Origin of the sequence: Shewanella sp. BJSY2023SW001, from assembly GCF_047314685.1 — a bacterium.
Classification (GTDB): Bacteria; Pseudomonadota; Gammaproteobacteria; order Enterobacterales; family Shewanellaceae; genus Shewanella; species Shewanella indica.
Genome location: NZ_JBKORF010000076.1, coordinates 25,857 through 40,644 on the forward strand (window position 1 = coordinate 25,857; position 14,788 = coordinate 40,644).

Annotated in this window: 14 protein-coding genes and 1 pseudogene; 14 read left to right on the top strand and 1 reads right to left on the bottom strand. The window is 53.8% G+C overall.

Annotated features, from left to right (window positions below; translation table 11 throughout):
* Window positions 1-467 precede the first annotated feature (467 nt).
* The 4 genes and pseudogenes from coxB to ACMHXH_RS17030 form a co-directional block, all read left to right on the top strand.
* A pseudogene (gene coxB, locus ACMHXH_RS17015) lies at window positions 468-1,589 on the top strand (cytochrome c oxidase subunit II); the annotation flags it as partial.
* An 18-nt stretch (window positions 1,590-1,607) separates the two neighbouring features.
* On the top strand, window positions 1,608-3,218 hold the full coding sequence (ctaD, locus tag ACMHXH_RS17020) for a cytochrome c oxidase subunit I (RefSeq protein WP_039035330.1): 1,611 nt from the start codon (window positions 1,608-1,610) through the stop codon (window positions 3,216-3,218).
* Between the two features lies 1 nt (window position 3,219).
* A complete protein-coding gene (locus ACMHXH_RS17025; RefSeq protein WP_028780846.1) occupies window positions 3,220-3,783 on the top strand; it encodes a cytochrome c oxidase assembly protein in 564 nt (187 codons plus the stop codon).
* Entirely contained in the window at window positions 3,780-4,655 is an 876-nt protein-coding gene (locus ACMHXH_RS17030) for a cytochrome c oxidase subunit 3 (protein ID WP_162207150.1), read from the top strand. The genes ACMHXH_RS17025 and ACMHXH_RS17030 overlap by 4 nt, the downstream gene beginning before the upstream one ends.
* Here ACMHXH_RS17030 and ACMHXH_RS17035 read toward each other — a convergent pair.
* On the bottom strand, window positions 4,652-4,870 hold the full coding sequence (locus ACMHXH_RS17035; protein ID WP_413738361.1) for a DUF2909 family protein: 219 nt from the start codon (window positions 4,868-4,870) through the stop codon (window positions 4,652-4,654). The two genes, ACMHXH_RS17030 and ACMHXH_RS17035, sit on opposite strands and share 4 nt — an antisense overlap.
* On the opposite strand from ACMHXH_RS17035, the gene ACMHXH_RS17040 reads away from it, so the two are divergent.
* The 10 genes from ACMHXH_RS17040 to ACMHXH_RS17085 all read left to right on the top strand — a co-directional run bounded on the left by ACMHXH_RS17040 (window position 4,842) and on the right by ACMHXH_RS17085 (window position 14,778).
* Complete coding sequence (locus tag ACMHXH_RS17040) at window positions 4,842-5,588, top strand: SURF1 family protein (RefSeq protein ID WP_413738363.1); 747 nt, start codon at window positions 4,842-4,844, stop codon at window positions 5,586-5,588. The genes ACMHXH_RS17035 and ACMHXH_RS17040 overlap by 29 nt on opposite strands.
* A 51-nt stretch (window positions 5,589-5,639) precedes the next feature.
* Window positions 5,640-6,182 (top strand): hypothetical protein, encoded by a 543-nt coding sequence (locus ACMHXH_RS17045; protein WP_071475733.1) that lies wholly within the window; start codon window positions 5,640-5,642, stop codon window positions 6,180-6,182.
* Entirely contained in the window at window positions 6,182-7,165 is a 984-nt protein-coding gene (locus ACMHXH_RS17050; RefSeq protein WP_233962973.1) for a COX15/CtaA family protein, read from the top strand. Before ACMHXH_RS17045 ends, ACMHXH_RS17050 begins: the two co-directional genes overlap by 1 nt.
* Before the next feature lie 13 nt (window positions 7,166-7,178).
* The gene (cyoE, locus tag ACMHXH_RS17055; RefSeq protein ID WP_039035326.1) at window positions 7,179-8,084 is read left to right on the top strand and encodes a heme o synthase; all 906 of its coding nucleotides are present in this window, start codon (window positions 7,179-7,181) and stop codon (window positions 8,082-8,084) included.
* A 3-nt stretch (window positions 8,085-8,087) separates the two neighbouring features.
* Complete coding sequence (locus ACMHXH_RS17060; RefSeq protein WP_028780841.1) at window positions 8,088-8,735, top strand: SCO family protein; 648 nt, start codon at window positions 8,088-8,090, stop codon at window positions 8,733-8,735.
* A 105-nt stretch (window positions 8,736-8,840) separates the two neighbouring features.
* Window positions 8,841-9,158, top strand: a complete 318-nt coding sequence (locus ACMHXH_RS17065) for an STAS domain-containing protein (protein ID WP_028780840.1) — start codon at window positions 8,841-8,843, stop codon at window positions 9,156-9,158.
* Window positions 9,136-9,498, top strand: a complete 363-nt coding sequence (locus tag ACMHXH_RS17070) for a response regulator (RefSeq protein WP_025010825.1) — start codon at window positions 9,136-9,138, stop codon at window positions 9,496-9,498. Before ACMHXH_RS17065 ends, ACMHXH_RS17070 begins: the two co-directional genes overlap by 23 nt.
* A 21-nt stretch (window positions 9,499-9,519) precedes the next feature.
* Window positions 9,520-11,610 carry a chemotaxis protein CheA gene (locus tag ACMHXH_RS17075; RefSeq protein WP_412498152.1) on the top strand — a complete coding sequence of 697 codons (2,091 nt, stop codon included), beginning with the start codon at window positions 9,520-9,522 and terminating at the stop codon, window positions 11,608-11,610.
* A gap of 12 nt (window positions 11,611-11,622) precedes the next feature.
* Window positions 11,623-12,174, top strand: coding sequence for a chemotaxis protein CheW (locus tag ACMHXH_RS17080; protein WP_039035323.1), 552 nt, complete (start codon window positions 11,623-11,625; stop codon window positions 12,172-12,174).
* 18 nt (window positions 12,175-12,192) lie between these two features.
* Window positions 12,193-14,778, top strand: a complete 2,586-nt coding sequence (locus tag ACMHXH_RS17085; protein WP_335912625.1) for a methyl-accepting chemotaxis protein — start codon at window positions 12,193-12,195, stop codon at window positions 14,776-14,778.
* The last annotated feature ends 10 nt before the right edge of the window (window positions 14,779-14,788 follow it).

A 14,788-nucleotide genomic window follows, 5' to 3' on the forward strand; every position in this document is an offset into this window, starting at 1 on the left:
TATGAATAAAGGCCATTCCTGGGATGGCCTTTATTCTGTGCCTTTTGGGTGCAATACCTTTCCTTGTAAATCGACGCAAAGCCGCGCTGGTCAGCCCCTCACGCAGAATTCACCTCTAGATTAACAGACGCTTTTCTTTCATACAGTTAGAAAATATCGTGATCTTGATCAAAATTTAATCTACAAGTAATGTAAGAACAACGATTGTGTTATCTCCATGCAATTCGTCGTAGGTTGAACGTCCCATTTCGCTTTATAGCGAGTAAGGCCGTCGCCGGAAATGCTGAGTATATTCAGCGGTAAGTGCAACAGTGGTTACCACCTGTATACCTAGATCTAAGTGAAACCGCCGCCGCACTTTGAAGTCATCGTTGCTTTTTTGGGAACTGAAGAGTTTGCATAGAGCAAAGACTTACTGTGTGACTCTTCTTTGTAGTTGCGAATGCAATTGACAGAGGAGATGTCTTGTGAAGCAATGGCTGTGTGTTTTGCTGACCTTGTTGTGCGTCAGCTTGTTGTCTCCAGGTGCTCAGGCAGATATGCCCTTGAATATGACTCAAGGGGTAACTGAGATCAGTGGCAAGGTGTATCACCTGCACATGATCATTCTTTATATCTGCTGCGCCATAGGTTTGGTCGTATTCGGCGTGATGATCTACGCCATGATCAACCATAGAAAATCCAAAGGGGCAGTCGCGTCCCAATTCCATGAAAGTACCAAGGTAGAAATTGCCTGGACGCTTATCCCCTTCTTAATCCTTATCCTGATGGCAATCCCCGCAACCAAGACGCTGATTGCCATGGAGGATCCCAGTGATGCCGACCTGACGGTCAAGATCACCGGCTCGCAATGGAAATGGCACTACAGCTATTTCGGCGAAGACATCGACTTCTTCAGCATATTGGCAACGCCGAGGTCCCAGATAGAAGGCCAGGAAGCCAAGGGCGAGCACTACCTGCTTGAAGTCGACAAGCCGTTGGTATTGCCCATCAATCGTAAAGTCCGATTCCTGATGACCTCAGATGATGTGATCCACTCCTGGTGGGTGCCCGCCTTTGCCGTCAAAAAAGACGCCAATCCCGGTTTTATCAACGAAGCCTGGACCCGGGTGGACAAGCCGGGGATCTACCGCGGCCAATGTGCCGAGCTTTGCGGTAAAGACCACGGCTTTATGCCGATTGTGGTGCAGGTACTGGCAGAAGATGAGTTCGACGCCTGGATGGCAAAGCAGAAACAAGCCGCGGCTACGGCCGCCGAAGAAGCTCAGGCGGCCCTCAGTGAGACCATGAGCCATGATGAAGCCATGGCGCTTGGCGAACAGATCTATATGGCGCGCTGCGCCGCCTGTCATCAGCCAAACGGCGCCGGACTTCAAGGGGTGTTCCCGGCGCTCAAGGGCAGTGCTATTGCCATAGGTCCAATAGCAGCCCATCTGGACATAGTGATCCATGGCAAGACAGGCACCGCCATGCAAGCCTTCGGCAAACAGATTACCGCCAAGGAACTGGCCGCTGTGGTGACCTATGAGCGCAATGCCTGGGGCAATAACACAGGCGACACAGTGCAAGCCGCCGACGTCAATAACCACGGGCAGTAGGGGAAGAAGATGAACTCATTCAGTCAAGATGCGAAAGCCGGTGTTCAGGAAGTCACTGAACAGGAACACCAGCATCATCACGCCCCCAAGGGGATCATGCGCTGGTTGCTGACCACCAACCATAAAGATATAGGCACACTCTATCTCTGGTTCAGCTTCATCATGTTCCTAATCGGGGGCGCCATGGCCATGGTGATCCGTGCTGAATTATTCCAGCCCGGTTTGCAACTGGTCGAGCCCAATTTCTTTAACCAAATGACCACAGTACACGGTCTTATCATGGTTTTTGGTGCCGTGATGCCGGCCTTTACCGGCCTGGCCAACTGGTTGATCCCCATGATGATAGGTGCGCCGGATATGGCGCTGCCGAGGATGAACAACTGGAGCTTTTGGATTTTACCCTTCGCCTTCTTAATCCTGCTTAGCTCATTGTTTATGGAAGGCGGCGGCCCCAATTTTGGCTGGACCTTCTATGCGCCATTGTCGACAACTTATAGCGCAGACAGCACAGCCTTGTTTGTTTTTTCAATACATATCATGGGGATAAGCTCAATCATGGGGGCGATCAACGTGATAGTCACCATAGTGAATCTGCGCGCACCTGGCATGAACTGGATGAAGCTGCCCCTGTTCGTCTGGACCTGGCTTATCACCGCCTTCCTTCTGATAGCCGTTATGCCGGTATTGGCCGGGGCTGTGACCATGGTACTCACAGACAAATTCTTCGGCACCAGCTTCTTCGATGCCGCCGGCGGCGGAGATCCTGTGATGTTCCAGCATATTTTCTGGTTCTTCGGCCACCCCGAGGTGTACATAATGATCTTGCCGTCATTCGGCATCATCTCGGCCATCATTCCGGCATTCAGTCGCAAACCTTTGTTTGGCTACGCCTCAATGGTCTACGCCACTGCCAGCATCGCGATCCTCTCCTTCCTGGTGTGGGCACACCACATGTTCACCACAGGTATGCCTGTCTTTGCCGAACTCTTCTTTATGTACTGCACCATGCTGATTGCCGTGCCAACCGGGGTCAAGGTATTCAACTGGGTTGCCACCATGTGGCGGGGATCCATCAGCTTTGAAGCCCCTATGATGTTCGCCTGTGCCTTTATTATTCTCTTCACCATAGGCGGCTTCTCCGGCCTGATGTTGGCAATCACCCCAGCCGACTTCCAATACCATGACACTTACTTTGTGGTTGCCCATTTTCATTATGTGCTGGTCACCGGTGCCATCTTCTCCATCATGGCCGCCGCCTATTACTGGCTACCCAAGTGGACCGGGCATATGTACAGCGAGACCTTGGCCAAGTGGCATTTCTGGTGCTCGGTCATTTCGGTCAATGTGTTGTTCTTCCCGATGCATTTCCTCGGACTGGCCGGTATGCCCAGACGCATCCCCGACTACTCGGTGCAGTTTGCCGATGTCAATCAGATTGTCTCCATAGGCGGTTTTGCCTTTGGCCTGTCACAGCTGATATTTCTGGTACTGGTGATCAAGTGTATTCGCGGCGGCGCCCAGGCTCCGGCCAAACCTTGGGAAGGTGCCCAAGGACTTGAGTGGACACTCCCAAGTCCGGCGCCTTATCACACCTTCAGCACTCCGCCGGAGATTAAGTGATATGGCAGACTCCCGCCCCGACAACCGTAAACTGGTACGCCTGCTGCTACTTGGCGCCGTAGCCATGTTCGGCTTCGGCTTTGCCCTGGTGCCGCTCTATGACGTGCTTTGTCAGCAGTTGGGGATCAATGGCAAGACCAACACCAGCGCCGCCACTTATAGTGCCCAAGTGGATAACAGCCGCTTGGTCACTGTGGAGTTTATCTCTCAGGTGGCCAAGGGAATGCCGTGGGAGTTCAAGCCGGAAGTGACCCGTATCAAGGTGCATCCCGGCCAGTTGACCCATACCCGCTTTCTGGCCCGCAACCTGTCACACCAATACAAGATAGGTCAGGCGATCCCTTCCGTTTCACCGGGACAAGGCGCCGCCTACTTCAATAAAACCGAGTGCTTCTGTTTCAATCAGCAGCCGCTGGCTGCCGATGCCAGTGCCGAGCTGCCGCTGGTGTTTTACGTGGATCCGGACCTGCCGGACTCCATCAGCACTCTGACCCTCTCTTACACCCTCTATGACATCACGGATAGACAGATATCCGATGCCCTGGAGCAAGGAGCAGCGAAATGACCAGTAAACATGAACACTATTATGTTCCGGCTCAAAGCGCCTGGCCGATTGTCGGCGCATTGGGGCTTTTTCTTATCGCCTATGGTGCCGGTACTTATGTATCCCAGCTCAAGTCTGACGGTGGCCACGGCAGCTACGTACTGCTGACAGGAATTGCTGTCATTCTGTTCATGCTGATTGGCTGGTTCAGAAACGTGATCCATGAATCCATGAGTGGTCTCTATTCGCCACAGATGGACAGGTCATTTCGGCAGGGAATGAGTTGGTTCATCTTCTCTGAGGTGATGTTCTTTGCGGCCTTTTTCGGCGCCCTCTTCTATGCCCGTATGGTGGCAGTGCCTTGGTTGGGTGGTGCATCCAACAATGCCATGACCAACGAAGTGCTCTGGCCTGGATTCAGCGCAGGCTGGCCCTTACTGAAAACCCCGGACGGCACTGAAACCCAAGCCATGGGTTGGAATGGTTTACCCCTTTTCAACACCATTATTCTGCTTACCTCCTCTATTACCCTGCATTTTGCCCACCTGGGGTTAGAGAAAGGCAAACGCACCGCCTTAACCCTTTGGCTTGGACTCACCATCTTGCTGGGACTGGCGTTTTTAATCTTGCAGGGAGAGGAATATGTCCATGCCTACACTGAGCTGGGGCTGACGCTGCAGTCCGGCGTTTATGGCAACACCTTCTTCCTGCTGACAGGTTTCCACGGTATGCATGTGACTCTGGGCACGCTGTTCCTGTTGGTGCTGTTTTTCAGGGTTTTAAAGGGGCACTTCAGCGCTGAGCGTCACTTTGCCTTTCAGGCCGGCAGTTGGTATTGGCACTTTGTCGATGTGGTGTGGCTATGCCTGTTTGTTTTTGTGTATGTGCTTTAGTAAGGCCGGGGATTAGGGGAAATAATCCCCAGCGCCAATGCCAGCAGCAACAAAAGAACCACCAACGCCGAAAACAGCACCCGGCGGGCAAGAAAACGGCTCATGGGAACAGATGAATCGCCGCGCACCATGATCCACAGGGCGCGACCAAGGTTGAAAATGATGAACAGCAGTAGCAGTACCAATATGACTTTAAAGAAAAAACTGACTGACATTCACTCTCCCATCCCTTGGGGGCGTTACCTTGCACTGTTATTTACTTTGGGGCTGTTTCTACTCATGGTCAAGCTGGGATTCTGGCAACTGCAGCGCGCTGAAGAAAAGCAACTATTGGCCCAGGAGATTGCCGCCAGAGCGGATGCGGGGCCAAGCAGCTTTTCAGCTCTGCTGAGGCGAGACCCAGACACCCGACTCACAGGGCAGAAACAGCAGCTGAGCGCCAATGTATTGAGCGGTAAGCAATTGCTGCTGGACAACCAGGTGTATCAGGGACGAGTAGGCTACCTGTTGCTGCAACCTCTGCAAGTTGAGCCGGAGCAACCCTGGCTATTGCTGGAGCTGGGGTTTATCCCAGCCGCAGAAAAACGCAGTGAACTGCCAGAGATATTGCCATTACCGCCACGCCTCACCCTCGAAGGCCGATTGTGGCAAAAGGGCAGTAACCCACTGAGCCAGGAGCTCTTGGCCGAAGCCGGTTGGCCCAAGCGAATACAAAATCTCAACTGGCCGCAGCTCGAGCACTTGCTTGGGCACAAACTGATCCCGGCCGTGTTGCAGCCGGTTCAGCTGGAAGGTGTGGACTTGCCAAGACCCTGGCAGCCATTGCCCATGCCGGCTGAAAAACACCTGGGTTATGCCCTGCAGTGGTTTTCCATGGCTGCCGCCCTGTTGTTACTGCTTGTCTGGTGGCGCTGGAAACTGAATCGACACTAACCATAGGGCGAGCTGAATTCAGAACGCCCAATTACAGCAAGAGGAGCCAGGATGAACTCCCGAACCCAAAGACCACTCTTGATACTACTGCTGGCCTTTGCCCTGCCTGTGATACTGGCAAAACTGGTACTGAGCTTCGAGCTGTATCAAGGCGGAGCCACCAATAAGGGCCAGTTGCTGCCGGCTAATCTGGGTTATCAACAACTTGGGCTAGACAACCCGCTTCCCGGCCGTTGGCAAGTCCTATACCTGATACCGGCCAACTGCGATGAACTATGCCAGGAACGACTCTACATATTGCAGCAGAGCCATACGGCGCTGGGCGCCGAGATGGACAGGGTCGACACCCTGATTTTCATCAACCGGGAAAGCGACACGGAAGCTCCGCTAAACAAGGACTTTCATCGAGTCACTCTGGATAAACCTCTGACCGCCGAGAATCCATTACAGCAGCAGATGTTGGTGATAGTCGACCCTCTGGGCGCTTGGGTGTTGGCCTATCCGGGGGTAGTGGATCACCATGGCCAACTCTTGCAGGGCAAGGCCTTGGTCAGCGACCTGCGCAAGCTGTTGAAACTCTCGAGGGTGGGCTGATGAAACTGAACTTGCTACTGAAGATGACCCTGATCTGCACTCTGACGGTCATCCTGTTGGGCGCCTACACCCGGCTGTCGGATGCCGGCCTTGGCTGCCCCGACTGGCCCGGTTGCTATGGCCATATCAAGGTGCCTTCTCAGGCCCATGAATTGGCTCATGTCGAACGCCACTTTCCGGGACAAGAAATCGAACCCAAGAAAGCCTGGCTGGAGATGATCCACAGATACGTGGCCGGTTCACTGGGGATTCTGGTATTACTTATTTTGATCCAGAGTTGGCGTGGCAGAGAAACTCCGAAGAAGCTGCCGGGACTGATCGCCGCACTGATAGTATTTCAGGCGCTGCTGGGAATGTGGACTGTGACCATGAAACTGATGCCCGTCGTGGTCATGTCTCACCTGCTCGGGGGATTCACCCTGTTTTCGCTGTTGTTGCTGCTGTATCTCAGGCTCCGGCCGCTGCAAATTCCGGATGGCGATCCCAAAGCCCGCACCTTGGCGCCTTTGGCCATGGTAGCGCTGGCCATTGTGGTACTGCAAATTATGCTCGGCGGCTGGACCTCCTCCAACTACGCCGCCCTGGCCTGCACAGAGTTGCCTATCTGCGAAGGTGACTGGAGCAGCAACCTACGTCTGGCAGATGCCTTCTCTCCTTTTCAGGGGCAGCATCCCAGCTTTGAGTTCGGCGTATTGGATTATCACACCCGGATGACCATACATATTGCCCACCGAATAGGTGCCCTGCTGACCGCGATAGTGGTACTCACCCTGGCATTGATGCTCTGGCGCAGAGCCGACTCGAGCATGCTGAAACGCTCGGCTCTGGTACTCACCTTGGTGCTGGGATTACAGCTGTCATTGGGCCTGGCCAACGTATTGCTGCATCTGCCGCTGCCGGTGGCGGTTGCCCATAACGGCGGCGCAGCCCTGCTGCTGCTGACTTTGGTATTCATCAACTATGCGCTTTGGCGTAAAGCCTGAAGAGGGACTGTTTATGGCTAAACTACTCTCCATAGCCCAGGACGCGACCCGCACAGAGATCTCCTGGCGCGATTACCTGGAAATGACCAAACCCAAGGTGGTGGCGCTGATGCTACTCACCGTCCTGGTGGGTATGTGCCTGGCGTTGCCCGGTGCTGTCCCCCTACAGCCTTTGCTTGCCGGGTTAATGGGAATTGCCATGATGGCGGGCTCGGCGGCCGCCTTGAATCACCTTATCGATCGACGCATCGATGGCCTGATGGCCCGCACTTATAACCGCCCCTTACCCAAGGGACGAGTGAGCGTGAGCCGGGCCTTGAGCTTTGCCGTCTTGCTTGGAGTGGCGGGCTTTACCCTACTCTATTGGCTGGTGAATCCACTCACCGCCTGGTTGACCTGTGCCAGCCTGATTGGCTACGCCCTTATCTATACCGCCTATTTAAAGCGGGCAACCCCCCAAAATATCGTGATAGGTGGCCTTGCCGGTGCCATGCCGCCACTGCTGGGTTGGACGGCGGTAACCAATGACTTTCACGGCCACGCCTGGCTGTTGGTGATCATTATTTTCACCTGGACTCCGCCTCATTTCTGGGCCTTGGCCATTCACCGTCAAAAAGAGTACGCCAAGGTGGATATCCCCATGCTGCCTGTGACTCACGGGGTGGAATTTACCAAGACCTGTATTCTGCTCTACACCCTTCTGCTGGCCATCGCCTGCTTATTGCCGGTTTTGGTTGGCTTGAGTGGCCCCGTCTATCTGCTGGCTTCCACCATTCTCAGTTGCCTGTTTATCTACAAGGCCTGGCAACTCAAGTTTGCCGATCGTCCCGGGCTGGCGATGGCCGTGTTCCGTTTCTCTATCTATCAGCTGATGCTGCTGTTTATTGCCCTGCTGGTGGATCATTACCTCTGGAGTTGAATCATGAAGAAACGCATCTTGGTGGCGGGGATTTTGCTCATAGGTCTTGGCGGTTTGGCCAGTGTACAGCTGTTTCACCGACCTTCGTCTCAGCCGCCGCAGGCATTGCAAACCAGCTTTCAATATGAAACCCCAAGACCACTGCAACCTTTTGAGTTGCAGGACCAAAACGGCCATCAATTCGATAATGACAAGCTAAAACAGAAATGGAGTCTAATTTTCGCCGGTTACACCTCCTGCCCGGACGTATGTCCCACCACCCTTGGCAAACTCAGTGCCGTCTACCCGAAACTGGCACAAGTGGCACCAATACAGGTGATACTGCTCAGTGTCGACCCTGAGCGTGACAGCCAAAGCAAACTCAAGGATTACCTGGCCTTCTTTAATCCCGAGTTCATAGGTTTGCGAGCCGAGCACCCGGCATTACTGCCCTTCAGCCGCGATCTGGGCCTGGTGTATTCACTGGTCGGCGATGGCCCTGACTACCAAGTGGATCACAGCGCCTCTTTGATCCTGATCTCGCCCGACGGCCGCCGCTACGCCACCATCAAGCCCAGTTCACAGACACCCGGACAACTGCCGCAAATCCGCAACGATGAACTGCTGGCCGACTTTCGCACTCTGGTTACTCAGTATCAAGGGCCTCACTAACCCCCTAAAGAGCCTAGTCATTCATATACCATTTTTTCTTTTGAAAAGAGGCAGAAGTGAAATTTGCCGACTATCTTTTGTGTGTTGGGAAAACAGGGAAGCACTATGTCCATCGACACACTGGCACTGGGTTCAGAAATAAGCATTCGCAATATTCAGCCACTCTACCAAAAACTATTGGAGCTCTTGCATCGGGTCGATGAATTGATCCTGGATGCCGGTGAGTTGCACAAGGTGGATACTGCCGGCGCCCAGTTGCTGTACCTGTTTGCTCTGAGTTGCGACAAGCGAGGGTTGAAACTGTCATGGCAACAGGCTCAACCCACCTTTATCGCTCAACTGACGCGCCTGGGGATCAGGATCCCGACACTCGATTCGGATTTTGAAAAGGAAACGCTCAATGAAGACAATCCTCGCAGTTGATGATTCAGCCTCCATGCGGCAAATGGTGAGCTTTACTCTCAAGACAGCAGGTTTCGACGTGACCGAAGCCAACAATGGCGAGGAAGCGTTGAAAGTAGCCCAAGGCAGAGAGTTTGACCTGGTGATATCGGACGTCAACATGCCAATTATGGATGGTATCGAGCTGATACGTAACTTGCGCGAGCTGCCCAACTACAAGTTTGTGCCCATGTTGATGCTGACCACAGAGTCGACCACAGACAAGAAGCAACAGGGACGAGCCGCCGGAGCCACCGGTTGGATAGTCAAACCCTTCAACCCGGATCAGCTGTTGGCCACGGTTCGCAAAGTATTGGGTTAGCCTCCGGCAAGGAGCGGATATATGGACATAGATCTGAGCCAATTCACCCAGGTGTTCTTTGAAGAAAGCCTCGAAGGCCTGGAGGTCATGGAATCTGAGCTGCTGAAACTGAACGTGCAGCAACCGGATCCGGAAACCATAAATACCATTTTTCGTGCCGCCCATTCGATTAAGGGAGGCAGCGCCACTTTTGGTTTCAACCAGGTCGCCGGATTCACCCACTTGCTGGAAACCCTGTTGGATGAAATCCGTGATGGCCGCCGGGAAATGACCGCCAATCATCAGGATATGTTGCTCTTGTCGGTGGATCTGCTGCGCAACATGCTGCAGGCCTTGATGGCAGGTCAAAGCTTTGAATCGCCCCAGCAACAAGAGCTGGAAAACCGCTTCAATCAGGAGCTGTCCAACGTTGCCGGGATCGAAGACACGCCGGATAACGCCTGCCAAAACAATGAAAAGTCAGCAGCCAAAGTATCAGAAACCAAAGAGTCTGAAACAAAAGATATTGGGCTCAGCTGGCAGATAGATTTCCATGCCGGCGCCGACATTCTCAGATGCGGCAACGACCCCATTTTGATGTTCAACGAACTCGCCGAGCTGGGTGAGCTAAAAGTCAGCCTGCCAGCGCAGGAACTGCCAGAGTTTGAAGACCTGGACCCCGAATCCTGCCGTCTGTATTGGCAACTGCAACTCAACACAGAGGCGCCACTTGAGCGGATAAAAGAGGTGTTTGAGTGGGTCGAGGACGACTGTGAAATCCATTATCAGCAGTTACCCGCCAAGGCACAGCTTGTCGAAGGTGTCTCACCGCAGGAACAAGCCCCCCTCTCGACTTCTGTCCCTGCCTCCCAAGAGACACAGGTCGCAGCCCCCACAGCCAAAGTGGAGTCCGGCAAGGCTGTTGCCAAAACGGCGGAAACCAGTTCTATCCGGGTCAGCACCGACAAGATAGACATGCTGATCAATATGGTGGGTGAGCTGGTGATCACCCAAGCTATGTTGGGGCAGATAGGCCAACAGGAACGCATTGACGATAACGCCCTGCTGTCTCTGCAGCAGGGGCTGGAGCAATTGGCCAATCACACCCGGGATCTGCAGGAAAGCGTGATGCAGATCCGCATGCTGCCTATCAGCTTCGCCTTCAACCGTTTTCCCCGCTTGGTACGCGATATAGGTCAGCAGCTGGGCAAGAAAGTCGAGCTGCTCCTCAAAGGTGAGGAGACAGAGCTGGACAAGACTGTGATGGAGAAAATTGTCGACCCCATGGTGCATCTGGTACGTAACTCCTTGGATCACGGCATTGAATGCCCAGCAGTGCGCAGCGCCAAAGGTAAACCGGAAACCGGCAGGATCACCCTCAACGCCTTCCATCAAGGCGGCAATATCGTCATAGAAATCACCGACGACGGCGCAGGATTGGATACCGGCAGAATTCTCGCCAAGGCCAGAGATAAAGGCTTGGTCGGCGCTGAAGAAGAACTCAGCACAGAGGCGATTCAGCAACTCATCTTTAAACCCGGCTTTTCTACCGCCGACAGCGTCTCCGACCTCTCTGGCCGGGGCGTGGGTATGGATGTGGTCAAACGCAACATTCAAGCACTCAGCGGCAGTGTAGAGCTGGCCTCAACGCCCGGCAAGGGGAGCCGTTTTACCATTCGTTTGCCTTTAACCCTGGCCATTCTCGACGGCCAGTTGGTGAGGGTCGGCGAGCATACTTATGTGGTGCCGCTGGTCTCCATCTATGAGTCGCTGCAAGTGGAAAGCAGCAAGGTCAACAAGCTGTCTGAAGAGCACGAAGTGATCCGCCTGCGAGACGAGTACCTGCCAGTCATCCGCGTTTATCAGCAGTTCAATCACCAGGCTCAGGCCAAAGAGGTCAAAGAGGGGCTGGTGATGGTGGTGGACAACAACAACCAAAAAGTCGGCCTGCTGGTCGATGAGTTGCTGGCGCAGCAACAAGTGGTGATCAAGAGTCTGGAAGACAACTACGCCAAAGTGCCCGGGGTGTCCGGCGCCACCATTCTCGGTGACGGCCGGGTGGCGCTGATAGTGGATATTCCCGGACTCGTGACCATGTCTGGCCTCAATCAAACTCAGGAACATGCAGCCTAGAAGGGAAGCGCAATGACAGAATCCAACCCTGCAACATCGGCAGCTGCGGAAGATCATTCACAGCAATACCTCACCTTTATGATGGCCGATGAGGAATATGGTGTCGATATTCTCTCGGTGCAGGAGATCCGTGGCTGGGAAGCAACCACGGTTATTCCCAATGCACCGCCCCATGTCAAAGGGGTGATCAATCTGCGCGGCACCATAGTCCCCATCATAGATCTGCGCCAAAGGTTCGGTATCAAGACCCTGGCATATGGCCCAACCACAGTAGTGATAGTGCTGAAAGTGCGCCTGGATAAACAGCACAAGGTGATGGGCATAGTGGTGGATGCCGTTTCCGATGTTTTCAGTATCACCCAGAGCGAGATCCGCAGTGCGCCCGATTTTGGCCAGGACACGGACATGCGTTTCATCCATGGGCTCACCTGTGTGGCCGATAAGATGGTCATACTATTGAATATCAATATGTTACTCGGTAATGAAGTGCTGCCGGATGCATCACAACTTTCCAGTTTGCTGCAGCAACTGGACTTGGAACAGCCTCAGGCTGCCAACCTTTAAGACATCGAGGAAAGAAGAATGGATGCCGCCAATGCCAACCTAATCAACAGCAATCCCTGGAATCTGCTTGGCTTAATCACGGGCATCGCCGTGATGGCGCTCATGCTGCTAGGCCAGGATCCCAATATCATTATTATTCTGCAGGGCGTCACTCTGGTTTGCATACTGCTTGGGCTATTGCACTCACTCAAGCACAAAGGCACCCTGGATAGCGCCATCAACCAACTGCAGAGGTTGCTGAAAGACGGCACGCAGCAGTTTGCCGAGCTTGATCTGCCGGGCTGGAAGCCACTGCTGGAGGAGCTCAGCCGTTGGCGTCAGAGCCAACGACAGCAGCAAGCCATTCTCAAGGCTCTGGATATCTGCCAGGCCAATGTGATGGTGGCCAATCCTGCCGGTGACATTCTCTACTTCAACCACTCGCTGCAACAAACCATGCAGGACGCCGAGGCCGACATTCAAGAGGTGTTGCCCAAATTCCAGGCCGACAAGCTGCAGGGTGCCAATATGGATGTTTTCCACCGCAACCCTGAGCATCAAAGGAAATTGATCGCCGGCTTGGAGCAGGTCTACTCGACTCAAATCAAGGTAGGTCGTCGTACCTTCAGCCTGATAGCTTCGCCGGTATTCGACGAAAACAAGCAACGTATTGCCACTGTGGTCGAATGGCAAGATCTCACCGAAGCCCTTAGCAAACAACAATTGGAGCAGCAAAGCGCTACAGAGAACACCCGCATCAAGCAGGCCCTCAATGTCTGCCAGGCCAATGTGATGGTCGCCGATAGCGACTACAAGATCATCTACCTGAACGACTCACTAAATGAAATGCTGGCCGGCAATGAGCAAAAGCTGCAACAGGAGTTGCAGACCTTCAACATGAGCAAGCTGATTGGCAGCAATATCGATATCTTCCATCGCCATCCTGAGCATCAGCGACAATTGCTGGACCAGCTCACCGACAGCTATAACACCCGCATCAAGGTGGCCGGGCTGACATTCAACCTGATTGCCACCCCGGTATTTGAACAAGGCAAGCGTACCGGCACAGTTGTGGAGTGGCAGGATATCACCGCCAGCCTGGCCAGAGAGCAGCAGGAAAAACAGCTGGCGGCCGAAAATGCTCGCATTCGTCAGGCATTGGATAATGTCAGTTCAAATACCATGGTGGCGGATAACGACGGCAATATCATCTACCTCAACCAGGCTGTGCAGCAGATGTTTCAAGCAGCCGAGAAAGATATTCTTCGCGATCTGCCCAAGTTCAATGCCGACAAACTGCTGGGACAAAATATCGATGGTTTCCACAAGGTCCCCAGTCACCAGCGCAATATTCTCGCCGGATTAACCGAGACCTACGACAGCCAGCTGCAAGTCGGTGGCCGTACCTTCAGAATCATTGCCAACCCGATACTGGACGCGGAACAGGGACGAATTGGCACTGTGGTTGAATGGGCCGATCGTACCGATGAGGTAGCCATAGAGCAGGAGATTGATGCCATTATCACGGCGGCCAACGACGGTGATCTGAGCCGCCGCCTGGATATTCATAACAAGGAAGGCTTCTTCCTTAATCTTTCCAACGGCCTTAACCGCTTGGTCGGCATCGCCGACAATGTCATTTCCAAAGTCGCCGATATCTTCGATGGCCTGGCCAAGGGGCAACTGGATCGTAAACTCGACGGCGAATATCGGGGTCAGTTTGCCAAGCTGCAGCAAGATGCCAACGCCACCATCAGCAAGTTGACCGAAGTGATTGGGGGTATCAATGACTCGGCCAATACCGTCACCTCTGGAGCCGAAGAGATAGCTCAGGGCAACGCCGACCTTAGCCAGCGTACCGAAGAGCAGGCCGCCTCCCTGGAACAAACCGCCTCCAGCATGGAGCAGATGACGGCCACTGTGAAACAAAGCGCCGAAAATGCCAATCTAGCCAACAACTTAGCCCAGCAGGCCAGCGAGAAGGCTGGCGAAGGTGGCAAGGTAGTCAAACAGGCCGTTAGTGCCATGGAGGAGATCAACACCTCGAGCAAGCGCATTGCCGACATCATCAGCGTGATAGATGAAATCGCCTTCCAAACCAACCTGCTGGCGCTGAATGCTGCGGTCGAGGCAGCCAGAGCCGGAGAACAGGGCCGTGGTTTTGCAGTTGTGGCCGGAGAGGTACGTAACCTAGCACAGCGCAGCGCCGGTGCTGCCAAAGAGATCAAAGAACTTATCCGCGACAGCGTCAACAAAGTTACGGATGGCACCCAGTTGGTCAATCAATCCGGTGAAACCCTGCAGGAGATAGTGCAAGCCGTCTCTAAAGTTGCCGACATGATCAACCAGATCAGCATAGCCGCCGAGCAGCAATCAGTTGGGATCCAGGAGGTCAATAAGGCTGTGTCGCAGATGGATGAAATGACCCAGCAAAATGCCGCCCTGGTGGAGCAGGTCTCGGCAGCCGGTGATGCCATGGCCGAACAGGCCAGGAGCATGAAGTGTCAATTGGGCTTCTTCAATACCGCTAATCTGGAAAAGGGCGCCCATAAGCCCCTGACCCTGATCGCCGGGGATAAGTCTCCCAAGATCCGTGTCAGTTCAGAAGAGTGGAGCGAGTTCTAGGAGACACTGA